The organism is Pseudomonas sp. VA159-2 (assembly GCF_024126635.1).
Taxonomy (GTDB): Bacteria; Pseudomonadota; Gammaproteobacteria; order Pseudomonadales; family Pseudomonadaceae; genus Aquipseudomonas; species Aquipseudomonas muyukensis.
In genome coordinates this window covers 16963-36840 of record NZ_JAMYBV010000036.1, presented here as the reverse complement: position 1 = coordinate 36840, position 19878 = coordinate 16963, and the positions used below count along the sequence as shown (strand labels likewise).

The following is a 19878-nucleotide window of genomic DNA, read 5'->3' as shown; positions in this document are numbered from 1 at the left end:
CGGCCTGAGTCCCGTGGCATACAGGAATCAGACCGCAGCAGCCTAATCAAAGATTGTCCAACAAATGGGGCGCACCTCACCCGGTAGGAGCGGCCTTGTGTCGCGAAAGGAGGGCAAAGCCCTCCCAGTTCACTCAGGCATGCTCGACGAACACATCGGCAAACACCTGCCCCCGCGGCACCCCGACAATGAACAGCCGCCGGGCAAACCGCTCGACACTCCCCGCGCCGCCGCACACCAGCGCCACCGTCTGCCGCGATGACGGCCGCAACCCCGCCAGCGCCTCATCCATCCGATCGGCCAAGACCAGCTCGACATTCACCCCCGCCATTTCAAGCAACGGCCCGTCCAGATAATGCCCAGCGCCATCGCGCGCCACATGCACCACCCTGATCTCCCCTCGATGCCCCTGGCGCAACGCCTCGCGCAAGATGCCCCACAACGGTGCCAGCCCGGTACCCGCCGCCAGCAGCCACAAGGGCCGATCCTGCCAGTCCCGTTCGTAATGCAAGGCGCCGCCGCGCAGTTCGCCAAGGCGTATCCCATCGCCAACCTGCAAGCCACGCGCAAGGTCGCAGAATGCGCCCGGCCGCTGGCAGTCGATATGAAACTCGAGAAAATCATCCTCTCCCGGCAGGCTGGCCAGCGAGTATGGGCGGGCCACCGCGCCCAGCCACAGCACCACATGCTGCCCCGCCTGATAGCGCAGCGTGTGCTGCGGTTTCAGCCGCAAACGCAGCACATCGCCAAACCAGTCCACCGCGCACACCCGCGCCGGCACGCCGTCGCGGTGCGGATCGAACACCGCCACACGCAGGTCCTCGACCACCCGGCACTGGCACGCCAGGCGCCAGCCTTGCTCACGTAGGTCCATCGCCAGCGCCTCGGGCTTGGCGTCGTCGGGCTGCCCATCCAGGCAGCGCACCAGACACGCGTGGCAACTGCCGGCACGGCAGCTGTAGGGCACGGCACAGCCCGCGTCGTTGAGCGCGTCGAGCAAGTTGCTGGCGGCCGGCACTGTCCAGCGGTGTTCGCCCACGCAAAGTTCGGGCATGTGTTCTCCAAGGGCTGATTCGAGATCGGTTCGCCGGCAAGCCGGCTCCTACGGGGTTGGGGTCGTTCTTCTCATTCTACGGCGCCAGCAAGAAGGATGCCCGCGCCCTGCCGACCTTGGTCCAGACCACGTGCAGGTGTTTCCCGCGGCGGGGCACGGTATACTGCCGCGCCTTTTTGCCCCGGCCCGACCAGCCGGAGCCTTGCCAGGCATGCCCGACATACCGGTGTGCGTTGTCGGAATGCCTTTACGAATGTTCCCGTCTTTAAGAGGAGCGCGCTGCATGACCGTGATCAAGCAAGACGACCTGATTCAGAGCGTCGCCGACGCCCTGCAATTCATTTCGTACTACCACCCCGTCGACTTCATCCAGGCGATGCACGAGGCCTACCTGCGTGAAGAGTCGCCTGCCGCGCGCGACTCCATCGCCCAGATCCTGATCAACTCGCGCATGTGCGCCACCGGCCACCGCCCGATCTGCCAGGACACCGGTATCGTCACCGTGTTCGTGCGCGTGGGCATGGACGTGCGCTGGGACGGCGCCACCCTGAGCGTCGACGACATGATCAACGAAGGTGTGCGCCGCGCCTACAACCTGCCCGAGAACGTCCTGCGCGCCTCGATCCTGGCCGACCCGGCCGGTGCCCGCAAGAACACCAAGGACAACACCCCGGCCGTGATCCACTACTCCATCGTGCCCGGCGACAAGGTCGAGGTCGATGTCGCCGCCAAGGGCGGTGGCTCGGAGAACAAGTCGAAGATGGCCATGCTCAACCCGTCCGACTCGATCGTCGACTGGGTCCTGAAGACCGTGCCGACCATGGGCGCTGGCTGGTGCCCGCCTGGCATGCTCGGCATCGGCATCGGCGGTACTGCCGAGAAAGCCGCGGTGATGGCCAAGGAAGTGTTGATGGAGTCCATCGACATCCATGAGCTCAAGGCCCGTGGCCCGCAGAACCGCATCGAGGAGATCCGCCTGGAGCTGTTCGACAAGGTCAACCAGCTGGGCATCGGTGCCCAGGGCCTGGGCGGCCTGACCACCGTGCTCGACGTCAAGATCATGGACTACCCGACCCACGCCGCCTCCTTGCCGGTGTGCATGATCCCCAACTGCGCCGCCACCCGTCACGCCCACTTCGTGCTCGACGGTTCCGGCCCGGCCGAGCTGGAGGCACCGTCGCTGGATGCCTACCCGGAAATCGTCTGGGAGGCCGGCCCAAGCGCGCGCCGCGTGAACCTGGACGCCATCACCCCGGAAGAAGTCGCCAGCTGGAAACCGGGCGAGACCATCCTGCTCAACGGCAAGATGCTCACCGGCCGCGACGCTGCGCACAAGCGCATGGTCGAGATGCTCAACCGTGGCGAAGAACTGCCGGTCGACCTCAAAGGCCGCTTCATCTACTACGTCGGCCCGGTCGACCCGGTCGGTGACGAAGTGGTCGGCCCAGCCGGCCCGACCACCGCCACGCGCATGGACAAGTTCACCCGCCAGATCCTCGAGCAGACCGGCCTGCTGGGCATGATCGGCAAGTCCGAGCGTGGCCCGACCGCCATCGAGGCGATCAAGGACAACAAGGCCGTGTACCTGATGGCCGTCGGCGGCGCCGCCTACCTGGTGGCCCAGGCCATCCGCAAGTCGAAGGTCCTGGCCTTCGCCGAGCTGGGCATGGAAGCGATCTACGAGTTCGAGGTCAAGGACATGCCGGTCACCGTCGCGGTGGACAGCCAGGGTGAGTCGGTACACATCACCGGCCCCGCGCTGTGGCAGAGCAAGATCGCCGAAAGCCTGGCGGTGGAAGTGAAGTAACCCCCCTGCCGTAGGCAAAAAGCCGCTCCCCTGGAGCGGTTTTTTTTTGCCCGTGCACTGGCTGCTGCACGAGGGGTTCCATCCAGCGGCCGTGCCCCCCAAAGCACGCGCGGCTGCCACCCTGCGGCCTTGTTCCGGGTGATCACGCTGAGCTTTATGTACCGCAGCCAGCGGCCCTGTTCCCACTTTAATGAGGCCCTTCTCCCACAACAGGAAGCCCTCATGAACCACACGCAACAGGCCAACCAGTGGCTCAGCCGCTTCGAAGTCGCCGTCACCTCCAACGCCAACCGTGTCTTCGCCAATGGTCGTCAGCAAGTCGAGATCACCCTGAGTATCGAACCGCGCAAAGGTCAGGAGATCACCGCCGAACAGCTTGCCACCCTGCAGCTTGTCGTCCTCGATGACGACGGCATCCCACGCGACTTGCAAGGCGATCTTCAGGTCAGCGACCAGCGTGATCCCCGCTTCGCCTACCATGCCGCCTCCGGTGCCGTGCCAAGCGCCTTGCTGCAGTCGACCCCACGCACCCTCCGGCGGCGCTTCTATGTCAGCTCCACCCTCGCCGGCGGCACGCTGAGCACCCTGTATGCCGGCATCTGGAAAGACCCCGAGACGCATTTCGAAACCACGCGCGCGCCCTTCCAGTCCTCCGTGATCATCGAATCCATTGCAGCGCCCGAGCCGCATATTTCAATGTTCAACCTGGAACTGGAGAAGACCCGCGAAACCTACCACGTAGAAGGTGCTCACGATGATGAGTTCGAATACCAGATAGGCCACTTCGGCTGCAGCGACCCGCGCAACAGCATCGTTGAGAGCCGCCCCCATGCCACCCCCTCCGGCGAAGCGTTCTACTGGCGCCATAACTGGGAGCATGTGCTGATTTCGTTTACCGGCACCAACGACTACAGCCAGCATTGCTACGTAGCAGCCTACGGCGTGAACGAAACGGTCGAGTTCGACACCGCGCAGGCGCAGCGGCGCTTGCGCAACCGCCCCAACCACATGAGCCTGTGCCTCTACCATCGGCGTTTCTACCGCCACCATTACAGTGACCGGGCAGAACACGCCAGCCGCTGGACCGTCCTGGACAAGCATGGCAACGCCTATGGCATCGAGTTTGTCGCCACCGAGTCAGGTAGATGCGCCACCTTCCGCCTCACCCAGGCCCAAGCCTGATACCCGACAGCAGAGCCTCGCAATGAGGCTCCTTTCAACCCCTCATGTTTCAGAGACGCTCAGCATGTCAAGCCTGCATACCCAGGCCAGTAATTTCCTGGACTTCATGAAAACCGGTGTGGATCACCGTACCGGCCAGTTCACCCTGGCGCTCACCCTGCCGCTGCCACCTGCCAACCAACTCAACGGCCCTGCACTCTCGCTCACCCTTGCCTTCAGCGTGCTCGGCTCCAGTACCAACAGAGGCTATGGACTGGGCTGGTCCCTGGGCCTGTCCGAGCTGGACAGGCACAGGCTCAGGCTCGCCTCCGGCGAACAGTACGCCATCGATCAAGAAGCCTCTACTTACGCGCCCGGTTGCCCATTGCACTTCATTGACCAGAAACTCAAGACACTGCGGGTCACCCCGCAGGACGATGGCGATTATCGAGTGGACAAGAAGTCCGGCGAGCGTGAAATCCTGCGTGAACAAGAGGCCAGTGGCCGCTACCTGGTCGAGGAAATGCATTCCCCCCAGGGCCATCGGCTGTTTATCGACTGGGCGCCCTACGGCAATGCCGGCGACTTCATTCTCCAGCGCATCCGCGATGAGCAACGCGACCTGCTGAGCCTGGAGCATTATGGCGATGAGGTGGCGCTGAGCGTCAATCCGCACACCAGCGAGGCGGCGCTATTGCGCCTGGTACTGAGCAATGAGCGGCTGGTCGAGATTCACCTGCCCGACGTCGCCCCCCCCATCAGGATCGACTATGACGCAGAGCCCCTGGCCGATGGCTCGCGGCTGCTGTTGCCCCGTGAGGTGCACAGCCCGCTAGGGGCGCATGACACCATCACCTGGGCGACCGGTCGCCAGGGACACCACCTGCCCGCCGATGCCCCGTTTGCCTACTTGCCGCGGGTGCTGTCATGGAACCATGACACTGGCACGCCGGGTAACCAACGGGTACATGCTTACCAATGGCTCGGCACCACCAACTACCTGGGTTTTGCCAGCCAGCAGGCCTTCTCCTGGCAAACCGGACGCGACAACCTGTATCAGGTCGAACGCGAGTATCGCTACCAGTGCATCGAAACCCTCGCCGATGGCAACGGGCGTGACCTGGGCAGCATCGAACGGGTATGGGACCGCTTTCACCTGCTGGTCAGCGAAACGACCCGCCTGGGCAACCACGAAACACGCAAGGACACCCACTATGGTGTCGACCCCAAGCTCACCTGGGAACAGCAGCCGCCCTGCTGCCAGCTCCCTCACAAGGTCCGTACCACCTGGGTCGACCATGGCAACGACGGCGCCAGCCGCACAGAAACAACGCTCTACCGTTACGACGACTTCGGCAACATCACCTACACCCGCTACCCGGGCGGCATTGAGGAGTTCAACCTTTACTATCCCGCCGAAGGTGCCGAAGGTTGCCCACCGGATCCACTGGGCATGGTCCGCTCGCTCAAGAAAAAGACAACCCAGCCTGCCCAGGCGCCTGGCAACGCGCCCACCCTGAGCACGGCATACACCTATGAACTGCTCCCCTCGCTGATCCAAGGTGCGCCTGCGCACCTGGTGGTGGCCAGTGAACGCTTGCTGGACGAACAGCGAGGGCATGTCCTGGAACATACCCGCCAGTCGTACATCAGGACGCCAGGCATCGCCTACGGACGCGAATCGCTGAGGATAACCGAGCTCAACGGCAAGGCCACCACCACCCACTATCAGTACGCCGCCACCGACGACGAACGGGTCAGCACAACCACCATCAGCGGCTTCGAGAACGATGCGCAGAATCAGGCCAGCGAGACCGTCGCGCAGTCCTGGCTGAGCGGCCAGACCACCTGGGTGCGTGATCGCGCTGGCGTCTGCACCCGCTACCAGCACGATGTCCTGGGCCGCATCACGCGTACCGTCCATGCGGCGGGCAGCCCTTACCAGACGGAGCAGACCACCCGTTATCACCTAAACGACAGCCTGGCGCGCGAGGTCCGCGCCACCCCTCAGGACAACCCGGTCATGGTCGAACAGACCGATGCCAGCGGCTGCCGGCATCGACAGTGGCTCGATGGTGACGGCCGCGTCGTGCGACAGGAACGCGAGGCCCTCGATCATGCCCCCGGCACCTTCCGCGAGATCCTGCACGCTATCTACGACACCCTGGGTCGTCCCATCAGCCAGACCCGACAGGACTGGTACGGCACGAACGCCAGCAGTGTACTTACCCTGACCAGTACGACAGCCTACGACGACTGGGGCCAGCCCGTGCTCAGCATCAGCCCTGAAGGCATCAGCAGCCATCAGCACAACGACCCCATCAGCCTGCGCAGCGAACAATGGCAATCGGTGGGCCGCGTGTCAGGACCCAAGCTTGTGGTGGGCCGCGATACCTCGGGCGCGCCCATCGAACAGCAGCACTGGACGGCCGCTGGAGAGCTGGTCCGCACCCACAAGCAGGTGCGTGACGGCCTGGGCCGGGTCATCGAGGAACACATCGAGGCCGCAGGCAGCCCCACCCTCATCACCACCTACAGCCATGACCACTACGGGCGCATCACCCGCAGCAGCAAACCCGACGGTACCAGCCTGGCCTGGGCATTCGCCGCCCACAGCGATGCCGAGCATGTCGAATCCATCACTGTCACCCCCGCACAGGAGCAGCAGCCATGACTGCCATACCGATCGAAATTGGCCGTCAGACCTTCGACGGGCTCGGCCGCCAGCGCTCGGTCAGCGTGACCGGCCGTACCACCCACTATCACTACCAGCCAGGGCAATTGCCGCCCACGGCCATCACCTTGCCCGACGGCAGCCGCGTGGCTTACAGCTATGAACCACAGTTGGGCAATGCCCTGCTCGGCATCCAGGTCGACGGCAAGCCCGGGGAGCGCCTGAGCTATCACCAACAGCTCGGTCGGCCGATCCAGGCCATCGGCCACCACCGTGAACACGCCTGGCACTTCACCCCATCCGGGCAATTGCAGCGCGACAGCTGGACCGTGGACGGCCAGGTCCACAGCACCCACTGGCGCCATTCGCTGCTCGGCCAGTTGCTCGGTTTCACCGATGCCGCCGGCACGCAACACACGCGCGTGCATGACGCCTTCGGCCGGATCCAGCGCGTGCAGGCCGGCGAAGTCCGCACCACGATCAGCTATGACGCGTTCTCACGGCCGGCAATGGTCATCAGCGAAGACCTGGCCAACGCCAGGACCCTGAGCAAATACCTGGAATATGACAGCTTTGGCCGCGAAGCCCGTTGCACATTCAAGGTCAGCGAAGCAGGGCAGAGCCACGCGTTCGTCCAGACGCTGGCGTACTCCAACCTCGATCAATTGATCTCGCGCACCTGGGAGCAAGACGGCGCGATAACCGAGGAGCATTTCGCCTATGACCTGCTCGGTCGCCTGGTGCACTACAGCGCCAACGCGCACGCCGGCCCGCAAGATCCGTTCGGCAACACCCTGGTCGAGCAACGCTTCGCCTTCAACCACCTCGATGGATTGCGCGAAGTCATCAGCACCTTCAGCGACGGCAGCACCGACACCGCCACCTTCCGCTACGCCGCAACCGATCCCACCCAAGTCGTTTCGATCGGGCATACCCATCACAGCTGGCCGGCCGAAATCACCCTGACCTATGACGCCTGCGGCCAGGTGGTCGGGGACAGCCTCGGCCGTCAGTTGACCTGGAACGACCAAGGCCGCCTGGCCAGCGTCAGTCTTCAAGGCAGTACCTGTCACTACCGTTACACCCCCAGCGGCCAACTGTGCGACAGAGTGCTCGACGGCAACCTCACCCGCGCTTTCCACAGTGGTACGCAACTGACTCACGAGGAACAGCCAGGTGAACGCCTGGAGCTTGCCGGTGACGGCACCACCCTGTTCGCCGCGAACCGGGTAGCGGGTGGGGTGCGCCAGACCACCCTGCTGGGTTGCGACACCCAGGGAAGTGTCCGCCTGGAAGCCGGTGCCCACCTCAGCAGCCGCCACTACAGCCCCCATGGCGCAGAAACCGGGCAGCCGGGGCATAGCCGCTTCGGCTTTTGCGGGCAGCGACGCGAACCACTGACCGGCTGGATCATCCCCGCCGGCTACCGCCCCTATGACCCCGTACTGATGTGCTTCCTTGCCCCCGACAGCGAAAGCCCCTTCGGCCGTGGCGGGATCAATCCCTATGCCTATTGCGGGGGTGATCCAATCAACCGCAGCGATCCTGACGGGCACAGCTGGCAGACCTGGGTCATGGCCGGCGTCGGCATCGCCGCTGGGATACTCGCCAGCGTCGCCAGCCTGGGTACGGCTGCCACCGCCCTTGGCGCCATCCTGGCCGGGGGCACGATGAGCGCCAGTGGCGTCCTGGCCGTGGCTACGGCGGCCCTGAATACCCTGTCAGTGGGTACGGGTATCGCGTCCATGGTGTTGCAGGCGCAAGGCGCAGATGCAAGAGCCGCCAGTGTCCTGGGCTGGGTCTCGCTGGGGACCGGCGCGGCCAGCCTGATAGGCGCGGCCAGCAGCCTTGGCAGTCGGTCGCTGGCGCATGGCTCCAAAGGCGCTGCCCAACTGCAAGGCGGCGCGGCGGTCAGAGCCATCAGCAAGCCGACGCACTGGGTCAAGCGCAGCGCAGTGCTTTATGCCAAGTCCAACGAGGCCGAAGACGTCGTCTGGCACACCAACCTCTGGGGCAAGAACATCAGGGCATTCGAAACCCACGGCAGCCCAACGGGCCATTTGCTGAACGCCCAGGGCCAGGTGGAGGCTCCGGCCCAGCTGGCCCTGCGTGAAATAGCACCTCGTCTGACCGATCTTCCCGCCGATGTCCCTTTCGTCCTGCTGGCCTGTCATGGCGGCAAGAGTGGCGCGGCGCAGCAGATTGCCAATGTTCTGCAACGGCCAGTGTATGGCTATGACCATTCAATTTTCGTCAAACGTCCGCAGTGGATGCAGCACCTGTGGGTCGATGACGCCGGGACCTCGATCCCTACGCAGGTGGCGGCGGGCTCGCGCTTGCAAGGCCCGCTTCCAGCGGGTCGCGAACTGGCGGCCGGCAGGTTGTACTTCCCCCGCAAGTAACCTTGGCACCGGCTCGGCGGCGCGCAGCCAAGGGGCTGGATGCTGGGTCAGAGCGGCAGGGGCTTGAGCCAGAAGGACATGATCTTCGCCGAATGCGTGGGCTGGTCCAAATCACGCCAGCGATACGTCGTGCGTAACGATGGCGCCTGCAGGAAGCCGCGATTGCGCCAGAACCCCTGCAGCGGCTTGTAATCCACCGGCCGCTGCGGGTGCCCGGCCGGGCGCTCCACGGTACAAAAGGCACACGCCTCGAACTCGACCAGCTTGTGGGCATAGGATTCACGCTCGATGAAAAAGCGCACGCCCAGGCCCTGGCCGCGATAGGCAGGTAACAGGGCCGATCCACCGAAATAATAGACCGACGCCGGATCACGCCCCTGGCTCAGGAACGGTTGCTGGAACTCGGCCACTGCGTCCACCAGTGGCAGGCCAGTAGCGGCTCCGACCAACTGGCCGCCATCCAGGGCCAGCACCACCAGGCTACGCCCCGAGTCGGCGTAGCTGGCCAGGTGCTTCACTTCGTGCGCCAGCGAACCGTCGTGAAGGTAGGGAAACTCGCGAAATACCGTCAGGCGCAAACGTGCAAGTTCATCGATGTAAGGCGCGATGGCCGCGCCATGCAGCAGGCGAATTTCCATGCGGGTCGGGCGTCCTGTCGATGGCTATGACTGAGGTCCACCCTAGCACCCACCCTGCCCTGCGGCCTTTCCCCTGCGCGACAGGTATTTCTCCATGACCGCTACCCATGCTCAACCCGGGTAGCAGCGGCCTCGAGTCGCGAAAGGCCGCGCCTACAACTTTGAACTGTGTCGCTCAGGAGATACGGGTACCCAACACTTTCAAAAACGCCGCCAGCCACGCCGGATGCGCAGGCCAGGCCGGCGCCGTCACCAGGTTGCCGTGCACATGTGCCTGGTCTACCGCGATGTCGATGAACGTGCCACCGGCCAGGCGCACTTCCGGCGCGCAAGCCGGGTAGGCGCTGCATTCGCGCCCTTCCAGCACGCCAGCCGCCGCCAGCAACTGGGCACCATGGCACACCGCGGCGATGGGCTTGCCAGCCTGGTCGAACGCCTTGACCAGCTCCAGCACCCTGTCGTTCAGGCGCAGGTACTCCGGCGCGCGGCCACCGGGGATCAACAACGCGTCGTAACGTTCGGCGCGCACCTGGACGAAGTCGTAGTTCAGGGCGAAATTGTGCCCCGGCTTCTCGCTGTAGGTCTGCTCGCCCTCGAAATCGTGGATCGCCGTGCGCACCGTCTGCCCGGCGATCTTCTCCGGGCATACGGCATGGACGGTATGGCCGACCATGGCCAGGGCCTGGAACGGCACCATCACCTCGTAGTCCTCCACATAGTCGCCCACCAGCATGAGAATCTTCTTCGCCGTCATCGCATCCACTCCTTCGGTTGTCTGGGAACAATCCCAGCACGATAGTCTGCTTTGCGTGACGGCGATATACGTCGCTAGTCGCGGCGGTCGAGCAAATTGGCCACCACCCGGTCGAGCCAGCCCCACAGGCGCTGCTGCACCCGGCGCCACAACGGCCGGGCGTGCCAGCGCGCCAGGTCGACTTCCAGGCTATGGGTGAAATCGCGCTCGAAGCTGGCCGCTACGGCGGCGGTCAGCGGCGGGTCGAGGGCCTCGACGTTGGCCTCGAGGTTGAAGCGCAGGTTCCAGTGGTCGAAATTGCACGAACCAACGCTGACCCAATCGTCCACCAGTACCATCTTCAGGTGCAGGAAACACGGCTGGTACTCGAAGATCCGCACCCCTGCGCGCAATAACCTGGGGTAATAGCGATGCCCGGCATAGCGCACCGCCGGATGGTCGGTGCGCGGGCCGGTGAGCAGCAGGCGCACGTCGATGCCGTTCTGCGCGGCCCGGCGCAGCGAGCGGCGCACGCTGAAGGTGGGCAGGAAGTATGGCGTGGCCAACCAGATACGGCGCTGGCCGCTGTTCAGCGCGCGCACCAGCGCATGCAGGATGTCCTTGTGCTGGCGGGCGTCGGCATAGGCCACCCGGCCCATGCCCTGGCCCTGGGCCGGCACCCGCGGCAGACGCGGCAGGCCGAAGCCCTCCGGCGGGCGCCAGGCAGTGCGGCGCTGGTTGGCGTGCCATTGGCGGTCGAACAACAGTTGCCAATCGGTGACGATCGGCCCTTCCATGCGCACCATCACTTCGTGCCATTCGCTGGTGTCGGCGTCGGGTGTCCAGAACTCGTCGGTGACGCCGGTACCCCCGACCACCGCCCAGCGCTCATCCACCAACAACAGCTTGCGATGATCGCGGTACAGGTTGCGCAAGCCTCGGCGCCAGCGCAGGCGGTTGTACCAGCGCAGGTACACGCCCGCCGCCAGCAAGCGTTCGCGCAGCACCGTGGGAAACGCCAGCGAGCCATAGTCGTCGAACAGACAGCGCACCCGCACGCCGCGCCGCGCGGCCTGCTCCAGCGCCTCGACCACCGCCTCGGCGCAGGCGCCGCCCTCGACCAGATACAGCTCCAGGTCGACCTGGAACTCGGCGCGCACGATCGCCAGGAGCATGCGCGGAAAGAACTCGGGGCCGTCGATCAGCAGTTCGAACTGGTTGCCATCCCGCCAGGGGAAGACCGGCCCCGGCATGTCAGCGGGCGGTGAAGATCAGTACCGCGCTCACCGGCACCGATGGGTTGATCGACTTGAGCCCGGCCAGCTTGCGCAGATTTTCCAGGCCCGGCAGCAAACCGAAATCCGCCGCCCGCAGGATCAACGGCTCCAGGGTCACCACCTGGAAGCGCCGTTCGTCCAGGCGCGTGGCCAGCAACAGGGTGTTGTAGCTGCGGGTCTGGCCGTGCAGGGTAACGCTGACCGGCAGGCGCAGTTCCAGCTGCGCGCCGTCGGCCAGGTCGTTGATCGGGCGCAGGTCGATCTGCGCCTGCACCTTCGCCTCGGGGAACTGCTCGAAGGCGAACAGGTGGTCGCGCATGCGCTCGTCACGCAGCGGGATGCCACTGCTGATCGAGTCCATCTCGATGCTCACCTCGGCCGCGCCCTTGCGGTCGACCTTGCCGTGCAGCACCAGGAAACGGCTGACCTCGGCGATATTGCCGTTCTTGCCAGTGACGAACGACAGCCGTGAAGATTCGCCATCCAGGTGCCAGTTGGCCTGGGCGGGCAGGCCCACGGCCATGAACAATGGAAGCAGCAGGGAAGGCAGCAGGCGGGACGGCTTGAACATGTGAAATCCTGTGAATCGAGGCCGTCAACCTTACCCGCACGGTTTCACGGCAGCAAGCGGCAACCGGCGCGCGCCCCCTGCCAGGCGGCCTGGTTGCGCTGGCCAAGGCCCTCGGCGCTGACCAGGCGCCGCGCGCTGTCCTCCTCCAGCAGCCCTAAAGGCAGGTACTGTTCTACATAGCCGCGGCAATAGGCTGCAGTGAAACCCATGACGAACCGGCACGAGCAGTACTCCTTGGCCGAATACGCCGAAAGGATGCCGGGGAAATCCGCCAGTGCCTGGCGCTCATGCCAGGCCCAGGCCAGCAACGCCAGCAGCAGCACCAGCAGCAGCCGCTTCATCGGCCCTCCCCAGCCACGGCGGCCAGCACGCGCTTGAGCAGTTCGTTGTGGCTGTAGCTAGCGTCGCGGTCATCGGCATAGCGCACGATCACCAGTTTTTGCGCTGGCAGCACGTATAGCGCCTGGCCCCAGTGGCCAAGGGCGGCGAAGGTGGCGCTGGGCGCATCCGGCCAGGGCCGCGACTGGCCAGGCAAGGGCTGGTTCAGCCACCAATGGCCGCCGGGGTTGGCTTGCCCGGGGATGGCTTGGGCAGCGCCGAACAGGGTGCGGTTGAACGCCACCCAGTGCGCCGCCAGCAGCTGCCGTTCGCCCCAGCGTCCACCGCGCTGCATCAGCAGGCCGATGCGCGCCAGGTCGCGGGCGCTCAGATACAGGTACGAGGAGCCGACATAGGTGCCCGCGGCATCACGTTCCCAGGTCGCGCTGTCGATACCCAGCGGGGTGAACAGCGCCTGCCAGGGGTAGTCGGCATAGTCCCCCTCCCCGAGCATGCCGCGCAGGGTCGCGGCCAACAGGTTGCTGTCGCCGCTGGAATAGACGAAGCGCGTGCCCGGCGGGCTGCTCGCCGGCATGGCGGCGGTATAGCCGGCCATGTCGTTGCGCCCACGGGTATAGAGCATGGCCACCACCGACGATTTCAGCGGCGCGTATTCGTAGTCTTCCTGCCAGGCCAGGCCGCTGGCCCAGTGCAGCAGGTCGGCCAGGCGCAGCGCGGGGTGCGGGTGCAAGGCCGGGTAATAGCGGGCGGCAGGGTCGTCCAGGCTGAAACGCCCTTGGCCATGGGCCACGCCCATGACGGTGGCCAGCACGCTCTTGCTCACCGACCAGGTCAGGTGCGGGGTGTCGGCGCGGGTGGGCGCGGCGTAGCGCTCGTGGAGGATGCGGCCATCGCGGATGATCAACAGGGCATCGGTGCGAATACCACCGCGCCCGGCGTCGCGTGGCGGGAAAGCGTAGGCGTCGACGGCTCGCCAGTCGAGCGCGGCGGGGTCGACTGGCCATTGCGCGGAGGGCCAGTCCTCGGCCCAGGCCGGCGTGACGAGCGTGATCAGGGCAAACCAGAGTGCCTTCATGGGACGCATCTGCAGGGGCTGCTTGGCAGCCCAGGTTCAAAGGTTTCCCCAGCCTCTCACGCGTTCATGACAATCCGGCGGCAGCCCAGGCCTTGGCCAGGCGCTGGTCGCGCGCGGCGCTGGCCAGGGCCAGCACGCCCTGGTCGCGTTGCCACAGCTGCGCCCACTGCCCTGGCCCATTGGCCAAGGCCTGGTCGATCTCGCCGCGCAACCCGTGGAACTGGGCGAACAGCCCACCCAGCAGCAGGTGGCAGGCAATGCTGTCGGCGCATTGCCGGCTGCCCTCGGCGCAGCCGGCCAACAGTGCCAGTAGGCGCAAACGCAAGTCCTGCGGCCAGCCACACTCCTGGGCGACGCCATGCAACCAGCCGACCAGCGCGGCGAGCACGTACAAGTCTTCGAGGGAGCGGAACGGCTTGACGTAGGCATCCCAGCCATCACCGGCGAGCAGTTCGCACGCGGCCCCCTGCAACAACAGGCGGCCGTGGCCGACCTCGGGCATCAGCGGCAGGGTCGGCAAGGCTTCGAGGGTCACGCCGGGCTCGCCCGGGTAGACCACTGCCAGTTGCAGCCGGGGCGCATCGCCCGGCGCTTCGTGGCGCGCCGCCACAAGTAACCACTCGGCCTCAAGGCCGGCCGTGACGAAGTCCTTGCTGCCGGTCAGGCGCAAGCCATCGAGGCGGGTGTGCATGTCCGCCGGGCGCACGCTGCGCCGCTCGGTCGCGCACAACGCGCCCAGGCTAGGCGGCGCGCTGGGCCAGAGCACCCGCAGGGCGGCCTGGTAACCGAGCAGGAAAGCCAGGCCGGGGGTGGCCATGGCGCGCCCGCCAAGCACCGCCAGCTCGAACGGGGCCGCCGTGCCCAGGCGCGCCAGCACTGCCGAGTAGGTTTCGCCAAGGGTCGCCGCCAGCGGCTGACGCAGAGGGTCGTTGAGTCGTTGCAACCAGGCCATCGCAAGCTCCTTTGAGGGGTGTCACGCAAGCATCACCAAAGATTCACGGGGGTGACACCACGCGTACCTAGGCTGACTTTGCACAACAAAGCCGACCGGCCGCAACCCTTTGGCTGGCTTATGGAGACTCGCAATGACTCGGATCGCTCGCTCTGGCGACAACAGCACTGAACGCCGTCTGCAAGCCGAACGCCTGGTCGGCGCCACGGCCCTGCAGGAAGCGCAGGCCCTACGCTTCAAAGTGTTCAGCGGCGAATTCAAGGCCAAGCTCAAGGGCGCCGAACACGGCCTGGACATGGACGACTACGACATCCACTGCCGCCACATCGGCGTGCGCGACCTGGGCACCGGCCAGCTAGTCGCCACCACCCGCCTGCTCGACCACCAGGCTGCCAGCAGCCTGGGGCGCTTCTACAGCGAAGAAGAGTTCGCCCTGCATGGCCTGCGGCAACTGCAAGGGCCAATCCTCGAGCTGGGCCGCACCTGCGTCGACCCAGGCTACCGCAATGGCGGCACCATCGCCGTGCTCTGGGGCGAACTGGCCGAAGTGCTCAACGAAGGGCGCTACAGCTACCTGATGGGCTGCGCCAGCATTCCCATGCAGGATGGCGGGGTCCAGGCCCACGCGATCATGCAGCGCCTGCGCGAACGCTACCTGTGCACCGAGCACCTGCGCGCAGAACCGAAGCACCCACTGCCGAGCCTGGCCCTGCCGCACAACGTCATCGCCGAAATGCCACCGCTGCTCAAGGCCTACATGCGCCTGGGCGCGAAGATCTGCGGCGAGCCGTGCTGGGACCAGGACTTCCAGGTCGCCGACGTGTTCATCCTGCTCAAGCGCGATGACCTGTGCCCACGCTACGCCCGCCACTTCAAGGCGGCGGTCTGATGCCCGGCCTGCGGGCCGGCGCCCGCCTGCTGCGACTGTGCCTGGTGTTGACCCTGGGCGTGGCCATGGCCACGCTGATCGCCGCGGGTGAACGCCTGGGGCTGAGGGCCTCGGTCGAGCGCCGCCAGCGCTGGACGCGGCTGTTCATGCAACGCCTGGTCCGGGCTCTGCCGTTCAACGTGCGGGTGCAGGGCGAGCTGCCACAGCAGCCGATGCTGTGGGTGTGCAACCATGTCTCGTGGACCGATATCCCGTTGCTGGGCATGCTCACCCCGCTGTCGTTCCTGTCCAAGGCCGAGGTGCGTCACTGGCCGCTGGCCGGCTGGCTGGCCGAGAAGGCCGGCACCCTGTTCATCCGTCGTGGCGGTGGCGATGGCCAGCGCCTGCGCGAGCAGATCAGCGGTCAGTTGCGCGAACAACGGCCGCTGCTGATCTTCCCTGAAGGCACCACCACCGATGGCCGTACCTTGCGTACCTTCCATGGCCGCCTGCTGGCCGGGGCCATCGACCAGGGCACGCCGGTGCAGCCGGTGGCGATCCAGTATTGGCGCGCAGGCCAGCCGGATCCGCTGGCGCCGTTCATTGGCGAGGACGACCTGGTTTCGCACCTGATGCGGTTGTTCGCCCAGGACCGTGGCGAGGTGGTGATCCAGCTGCTGGCGCCGCTGCACAGTGCCGGCAAGGAGCGCGCGGCCTTGGCGTTTCAGGCACAACAGGCGGTTCACCTGGCGTTGTTCGGGTTCGAGGAGGTTGAGCTGCGGCGGGTGGGGAAGGCGGCTTGAGGGGGGAACCCTTGCAAGTGTTGAGAATGGGCGTTCCACTTGGACTTGCCGGGGTCGCTTCGCGACCCTTTCGCGACACAAGGCCGCTCCTACGCAGCCCCCTGCTACCTCTATCCTCTCCCTGCCTCGGCAAACGCCTGCAACTGCGGATAGAACTCACGAAAATCCGCCAGTAACGGCTCATACAGCCGCTCCAGCTCATCGACCATCCCATCCATCCCCTCAGGCCGCGACAAGCGCCGGGCAATGCCGCGGAACACTTGCTCCAGCGTGGCGAAATCGCCATACGCCCCCAGCCAATCATCCGCCGCCATGAAGGGTGCGATCCGCGCCAGCCGCCCAGGTAATTCGGGTTCAGCCAGCAGCACCCGGTAAAAGTCACCGGTAAACACCCCCAGCGGCTGCTCGGAATAATCCGCCCAGTGCCGCGCCAGGCAATGGTCGAAGAACACATCCAGGGCAATCCCGGCAAAGCGCCGCCGCTCACGCGGAAAACGCGCCAACGCCGCCAGCACCTGTGGGTGGCTGTCGGTGTAGCGGTCGATCTGCCGGTGCAGCCGGATCGCGGCTTCCAGCGCCGGGGGGAAACGCCCCTCCAGTGCGCCCTTGACGAAATCGCCATACAGGCTGCCGAGCAATTGCTGCGGCGCGGGGCCGCCCAGGTGAAGGTGCGCAAGGTAGTTCATGGCCCCAGTCTAACACCGCGCAGGACACTGCCAGCAGGCCCCTGTCAGGCCCCTATATAGCGTTTCATGCTCAGCTCAGTGCGCTTTGTCATTTGTATATCGCTAAATAGCGATATATATTTCGTCCCATCGCGATATAGCGTTACATACTCCGAGCCCAGCCATGCCACTCGATCTCGACGAAATCATCAAAGCCCTCTCGCACCCAGTGCGGCGCGACATCCTCAGCTGGCTCAAGGACCCTGCGGCGCAGTTTCCCGACCAGCAGCACAGCACCGAGCATGGTGTCTGCGCCGGACAGATCGACCAACGCTGCGGCCTGTCGCAGTCGACCGTCTCCGCCCACCTGGCCACCCTGCAACGCGCCGGCCTGATCAGCAGCCAGAAGATCGGCCAGTGGCACTTTTTCAAACGCAACGAGCAGACCCTCCAGGCCTTCCTCGCGCAACTGAGCCAAACGCTCTGACAAGGACCCGCAATGCCCCTTTCGCTTCTGATCCTGGCGCTCAGCGCCTTCGCCATCGGCACCACCGAGTTCGTCATCATGGGCCTTTTGCCCGATGTCGCCGCTGACCTCGGCGTGTCTATCCCCGGTGCCGGCTGGCTGGTGACCGGCTACGCCCTGGGCGTGGCCATCGGCGCGCCGTTCATGGCCCTGGCCACCGCCCGCCTGCCCCGCAAGGCCGCGCTGGTGGCGCTGATGGGCGTGTTCATCGTCGGCAACCTGCTGTGCGCGGTGGCCGCCGATTACAACCTGCTGATGTTCGCCCGGGTGGTCACCGCGTTGTGCCACGGCGCGTTCTTCGGCATCGGCTCGGTGGTGGCCGCCAGCCTGGTGCCGGCCAACCGCCGCGCCTCGGCCGTGGCCCTGATGTTCACCGGCCTGACCTTGGCCAACGTGCTCGGCGTGCCGCTGGGCACCGCCCTGGGCCAGGTGGCCGGCTGGCGCTCGACCTTCTGGGCAGTGACCGCCATCGGCGTGGTCGCGCTGCTCGGCCTGATCCGCTACCTGCCGCGCCAGGGCGAGGAGCACCGCGTCGACATGCGCGCCGAACTGGCCGCGCTCAAGGGCATCGGCCTGTGGCTGTCGCTGAGCATGACCGTACTGTTCGCCGCCTCGATGTTCGCCCTGTTCACCTATGTCGCGCCGCTGCTGGGCGATGTCACCGGCGTTTCGCCCCGTGGCGTGACCTGGACCCTGCTGCTGATCGGCCTGGGCCTGACCCTGGGCAACATCCTGGGCGGCAAGCTCGCCGACCGCCGCCTGGGCGCCACGCTGATGGGCGTGTTCGCCGCCATGGCCGTGCTCTGCACCGTCCTGAGCTGGACCAGCGTCGCCCTGGTGCCAGCCGAGATCACCCTGTTCCTCTGGGCCACCGCGGCTTTCGCTGCGGTACCGGCCTTGCAGGTGAACGTGGTGACCTACGGCAAGGCCGCGCCGAACCTGGTGTCCACCCTCAATATCGGCGCCTTCAACCTGGGCAATGCCCTGGGTGCCTGGGTGGGCGGCAGCGTCATCGCCCATGGCTTCGGCCTGACCCGCGTGCCCCTGGCCGCGGCGGCACTGGCGGTGCTGGCGCTGATCGTCACCCTGATCACCTTCAGCCAGCGCGGCGGCGACGCCGAGCTGGCCACCGCCTCCCACTGATGTTCACGAGACGCTGCCCATGACTACGCTGTTCGACCCCATCACCCTGGGCGACCTGCAACTGCCCAACCGCATCATCATGGCCCCGCTGACCCGCTGCCGCGCCGACGCAGGCCGTGTACCCAACGCGCTGATGGCCGAGTACTACGTACAGCGCGCCAGCGCCGGGCTGATCCTCAGCGAGGCGACCTCGGTGACCCCGATGGGCGTCGGCTACCCCGACACCCCCGGCATCTGGAACGACCAGCAGGTGCGCGGCTGGAACAATGTGACCAAGGCCATCCATGCCAGTGGCGGGCGAATTTTCCTGCAGCTGTGGCACGTTGGGCGGATTTCCCACCCCTCTTACCTGAACGGCGAAGCGCCGGTGGCGCCCAGTGCGATCCAGGCCAAGGGCCATGTCAGCCTGGTCCGCCCCTTGAGCGACTACCCGATGCCACGGGCGCTGGAGACCGAGGAAGTCACCGATATCGTCGAGGCCTACCGCAGTGGCGCCGAGAACGCCAAGGCCGCGGGTTTTGACGGCGTGGAGATCCATGGCGCCAACGGCTACCTGCTCGACCAGTTCCTGCAGAGCAGCACCAACCAGCGCAGCGACCGCTACGGCGGCTCGCTGGAAAACCGCGCCCGGCTGCTGCTGGAAGTCACCGACGCGGCCATCGAGGTGTGGGGCCCTGGCCGCGTGGGCGTGCACCTGGCGCCACGGGCCGACGCCCACGACATGGGCGACGCCGACCGCGCCGAGACCTTCAGCTACGTGGCACGGGAGCTGGGCAAGCGCGGCATCGCCTTCATCTGCTCGCGGGAGCGAGAAGCCGACGACAGCATCGGCCCGCTGATCAAGGCCGCCTTCGGTGGCCCGTACATCGTCAACGAGCGCTTCGACAAGGCCAGCGCCAACGCCGCCCTGGCCAATGGCAGGGCCGATGCCGTGGCCTTCGGCATCCCCTTCATCGCCAACCCCGACCTGCCGGCGCGCCTGGCCGCCGACGCGCCGCTCAATGCGCCGCGCCCAGAGACGTTCTACGCCAAGGGCCCGGTAGGTTATATCGATTATCCGCGGCTGTGACAGCCAGCGTCCCGTAGGCGCCAGCCTTGCTGGCGAACCAGGCGACGCGGTCGTGGATGGCACCGGCTATGCCGGTGTTCGCCGGCAAGGCCGGCTCCTACAACGCCCGTCACCTGCCTTG

General features: G+C 66.1%; 18 protein-coding genes. 9 read left to right on the top strand and 9 right to left on the bottom strand.

The window, feature by feature from the left end:
• Positions 1 to 133: 133 nt before the first annotated feature.
• Positions 134 to 1054 (bottom strand): iron-sulfur-binding ferredoxin reductase, encoded by a 921-nt coding sequence (locus NJG22_RS22770; protein ID WP_253097968.1) that lies wholly within the window; start codon positions 1052 to 1054, stop codon positions 134 to 136.
• A gap of 283 nt (positions 1055 to 1337) precedes the next feature.
• On the opposite strand from NJG22_RS22770, the gene NJG22_RS22765 reads away from it, so the two are divergent.
• From NJG22_RS22765 to NJG22_RS22750, 4 genes are all read left to right on the top strand, one after another.
• Entirely contained in the window at positions 1338 to 2861 is a 1524-nt protein-coding gene (locus NJG22_RS22765; protein WP_217853116.1) for a fumarate hydratase, read from the top strand.
• Between the two features lie 222 nt (positions 2862 to 3083).
• Positions 3084 to 4043, top strand: a complete 960-nt coding sequence (locus NJG22_RS22760; RefSeq protein WP_253097966.1) for a hypothetical protein — start codon at positions 3084 to 3086, stop codon at positions 4041 to 4043.
• Positions 4044 to 4107: 64 nt separating this feature from the next.
• A complete protein-coding gene (locus NJG22_RS22755) occupies positions 4108 to 6696 on the top strand; it encodes a hypothetical protein (protein WP_253097963.1) in 2589 nt (862 codons plus the stop codon).
• A complete protein-coding gene (locus NJG22_RS22750; RefSeq protein ID WP_253097961.1) occupies positions 6693 to 9098 on the top strand; it encodes an RHS repeat-associated core domain-containing protein in 2406 nt (801 codons plus the stop codon). The genes NJG22_RS22755 and NJG22_RS22750 overlap by 4 nt, the downstream gene beginning before the upstream one ends.
• Positions 9099 to 9145: 47 nt before the next feature.
• Here the strand turns inward: NJG22_RS22750 and NJG22_RS22745 are convergent, their stop codons facing one another.
• The 7 genes from NJG22_RS22745 to NJG22_RS22715 form a co-directional block, all read right to left on the bottom strand.
• Entirely contained in the window at positions 9146 to 9736 is a 591-nt protein-coding gene (locus NJG22_RS22745; RefSeq protein WP_253097959.1) for a GNAT family N-acetyltransferase, read from the bottom strand.
• Between the two features lie 175 nt (positions 9737 to 9911).
• Positions 9912 to 10490, bottom strand: coding sequence for a DJ-1/PfpI family protein (locus NJG22_RS22740; RefSeq protein WP_217853106.1), 579 nt, complete (start codon positions 10488 to 10490; stop codon positions 9912 to 9914).
• 74 nt (positions 10491 to 10564) lie between these two features.
• A complete protein-coding gene (locus tag NJG22_RS22735) occupies positions 10565 to 11722 on the bottom strand; it encodes a phosphatidylserine/phosphatidylglycerophosphate/cardiolipin synthase family protein (RefSeq protein ID WP_253097957.1) in 1158 nt (385 codons plus the stop codon).
• 1 nt (position 11723) lies between these two features.
• Positions 11724 to 12317 carry a YceI family protein gene (locus NJG22_RS22730; RefSeq protein WP_253097947.1) on the bottom strand — a complete coding sequence of 198 codons (594 nt, stop codon included), beginning with the start codon at positions 12315 to 12317 and terminating at the stop codon, positions 11724 to 11726.
• Between the two features lie 44 nt (positions 12318 to 12361).
• Positions 12362 to 12658, bottom strand: coding sequence for an amidase (locus NJG22_RS22725; protein ID WP_253097945.1), 297 nt, complete (start codon positions 12656 to 12658; stop codon positions 12362 to 12364).
• Positions 12655 to 13731, bottom strand: coding sequence for a serine hydrolase (locus tag NJG22_RS22720; RefSeq protein WP_253097943.1), 1077 nt, complete (start codon positions 13729 to 13731; stop codon positions 12655 to 12657). Before NJG22_RS22720 ends, NJG22_RS22725 begins: the two co-directional genes overlap by 4 nt.
• Positions 13732 to 13795: 64 nt before the next feature.
• On the bottom strand, positions 13796 to 14683 hold the full coding sequence (locus NJG22_RS22715) for an acyl-CoA dehydrogenase family protein (RefSeq protein WP_253097941.1): 888 nt from the start codon (positions 14681 to 14683) through the stop codon (positions 13796 to 13798).
• A gap of 133 nt (positions 14684 to 14816) precedes the next feature.
• Between NJG22_RS22715 and olsB the strand changes: the two genes are divergently transcribed.
• Positions 14817 to 15572, top strand: coding sequence for an L-ornithine N(alpha)-acyltransferase (olsB, locus tag NJG22_RS22710; RefSeq protein ID WP_253097931.1), 756 nt, complete (start codon positions 14817 to 14819; stop codon positions 15570 to 15572).
• A complete protein-coding gene (locus NJG22_RS22705; RefSeq protein ID WP_253097921.1) occupies positions 15572 to 16354 on the top strand; it encodes a lysophospholipid acyltransferase family protein in 783 nt (260 codons plus the stop codon). Before olsB ends, NJG22_RS22705 begins: the two co-directional genes overlap by 1 nt.
• Positions 16355 to 16464: 110 nt before the next feature.
• On the opposite strand, the gene NJG22_RS22700 is transcribed toward NJG22_RS22705, so the two are convergent.
• Positions 16465 to 17040, bottom strand: a complete 576-nt coding sequence (locus NJG22_RS22700) for an ACP phosphodiesterase (protein ID WP_253097919.1) — start codon at positions 17038 to 17040, stop codon at positions 16465 to 16467.
• Between the two features lie 163 nt (positions 17041 to 17203).
• On the opposite strand from NJG22_RS22700, the gene NJG22_RS22695 reads away from it, so the two are divergent.
• Genes NJG22_RS22695 through NJG22_RS22685 form a run of 3 tightly spaced genes read left to right on the top strand, consistent with a single transcriptional unit; the run spans position 17204 to position 19757 of the window.
• The gene (locus NJG22_RS22695; RefSeq protein WP_217853089.1) at positions 17204 to 17506 is read left to right on the top strand and encodes a helix-turn-helix transcriptional regulator; all 303 of its coding nucleotides are present in this window, start codon (positions 17204 to 17206) and stop codon (positions 17504 to 17506) included.
• Positions 17507 to 17518: 12 nt separating this feature from the next.
• Complete coding sequence (locus NJG22_RS22690; protein WP_253097917.1) at positions 17519 to 18688, top strand: MFS transporter; 1170 nt, start codon at positions 17519 to 17521, stop codon at positions 18686 to 18688.
• A gap of 19 nt (positions 18689 to 18707) precedes the next feature.
• On the top strand, positions 18708 to 19757 hold the full coding sequence (locus NJG22_RS22685; RefSeq protein ID WP_253097915.1) for an alkene reductase: 1050 nt from the start codon (positions 18708 to 18710) through the stop codon (positions 19755 to 19757).
• Positions 19758 to 19878 lie beyond the last annotated feature (121 nt).

What these genes read in the sequence shown, in the direction of transcription:
- NJG22_RS22770 (WP_253097968.1), bottom strand. Translation starts at nt 1,054, where the DNA reads ATGCCCGAACTTTGCGTGGGCGAACACCGCTGGACAGTGCCGGCCGCC.
- NJG22_RS22765 (WP_217853116.1), top strand. Translation starts at nt 1,338, where the DNA reads ATGACCGTGATCAAGCAAGACGACCTGATTCAGAGCGTCGCCGACGCC.
- NJG22_RS22760 (WP_253097966.1), top strand. Translation starts at nt 3,084, where the DNA reads ATGAACCACACGCAACAGGCCAACCAGTGGCTCAGCCGCTTCGAAGTC.
- NJG22_RS22755 (WP_253097963.1), top strand. Translation starts at nt 4,108, where the DNA reads ATGTCAAGCCTGCATACCCAGGCCAGTAATTTCCTGGACTTCATGAAA.
- NJG22_RS22750 (WP_253097961.1), top strand. Translation starts at nt 6,693, where the DNA reads ATGACTGCCATACCGATCGAAATTGGCCGTCAGACCTTCGACGGGCTC.
- NJG22_RS22745 (WP_253097959.1), bottom strand. Translation starts at nt 9,736, where the DNA reads ATGGAAATTCGCCTGCTGCATGGCGCGGCCATCGCGCCTTACATCGAT.
- NJG22_RS22740 (WP_217853106.1), bottom strand. Translation starts at nt 10,490, where the DNA reads ATGACGGCGAAGAAGATTCTCATGCTGGTGGGCGACTATGTGGAGGAC.
- NJG22_RS22735 (WP_253097957.1), bottom strand. Translation starts at nt 11,722, where the DNA reads ATGCCGGGGCCGGTCTTCCCCTGGCGGGATGGCAACCAGTTCGAACTG.
- NJG22_RS22730 (WP_253097947.1), bottom strand. Translation starts at nt 12,317, where the DNA reads ATGTTCAAGCCGTCCCGCCTGCTGCCTTCCCTGCTGCTTCCATTGTTC.
- NJG22_RS22725 (WP_253097945.1), bottom strand. Translation starts at nt 12,658, where the DNA reads ATGAAGCGGCTGCTGCTGGTGCTGCTGCTGGCGTTGCTGGCCTGGGCC.
- NJG22_RS22720 (WP_253097943.1), bottom strand. Translation starts at nt 13,731, where the DNA reads ATGAAGGCACTCTGGTTTGCCCTGATCACGCTCGTCACGCCGGCCTGG.
- NJG22_RS22715 (WP_253097941.1), bottom strand. Translation starts at nt 14,683, where the DNA reads ATGGCCTGGTTGCAACGACTCAACGACCCTCTGCGTCAGCCGCTGGCG.
- olsB (WP_253097931.1), top strand. Translation starts at nt 14,817, where the DNA reads ATGACTCGGATCGCTCGCTCTGGCGACAACAGCACTGAACGCCGTCTG.
- NJG22_RS22705 (WP_253097921.1), top strand. Translation starts at nt 15,572, where the DNA reads ATGCCCGGCCTGCGGGCCGGCGCCCGCCTGCTGCGACTGTGCCTGGTG.
- NJG22_RS22700 (WP_253097919.1), bottom strand. Translation starts at nt 17,040, where the DNA reads ATGAACTACCTTGCGCACCTTCACCTGGGCGGCCCCGCGCCGCAGCAA.
- NJG22_RS22695 (WP_217853089.1), top strand. Translation starts at nt 17,204, where the DNA reads ATGCCACTCGATCTCGACGAAATCATCAAAGCCCTCTCGCACCCAGTG.
- NJG22_RS22690 (WP_253097917.1), top strand. Translation starts at nt 17,519, where the DNA reads ATGCCCCTTTCGCTTCTGATCCTGGCGCTCAGCGCCTTCGCCATCGGC.
- NJG22_RS22685 (WP_253097915.1), top strand. Translation starts at nt 18,708, where the DNA reads ATGACTACGCTGTTCGACCCCATCACCCTGGGCGACCTGCAACTGCCC.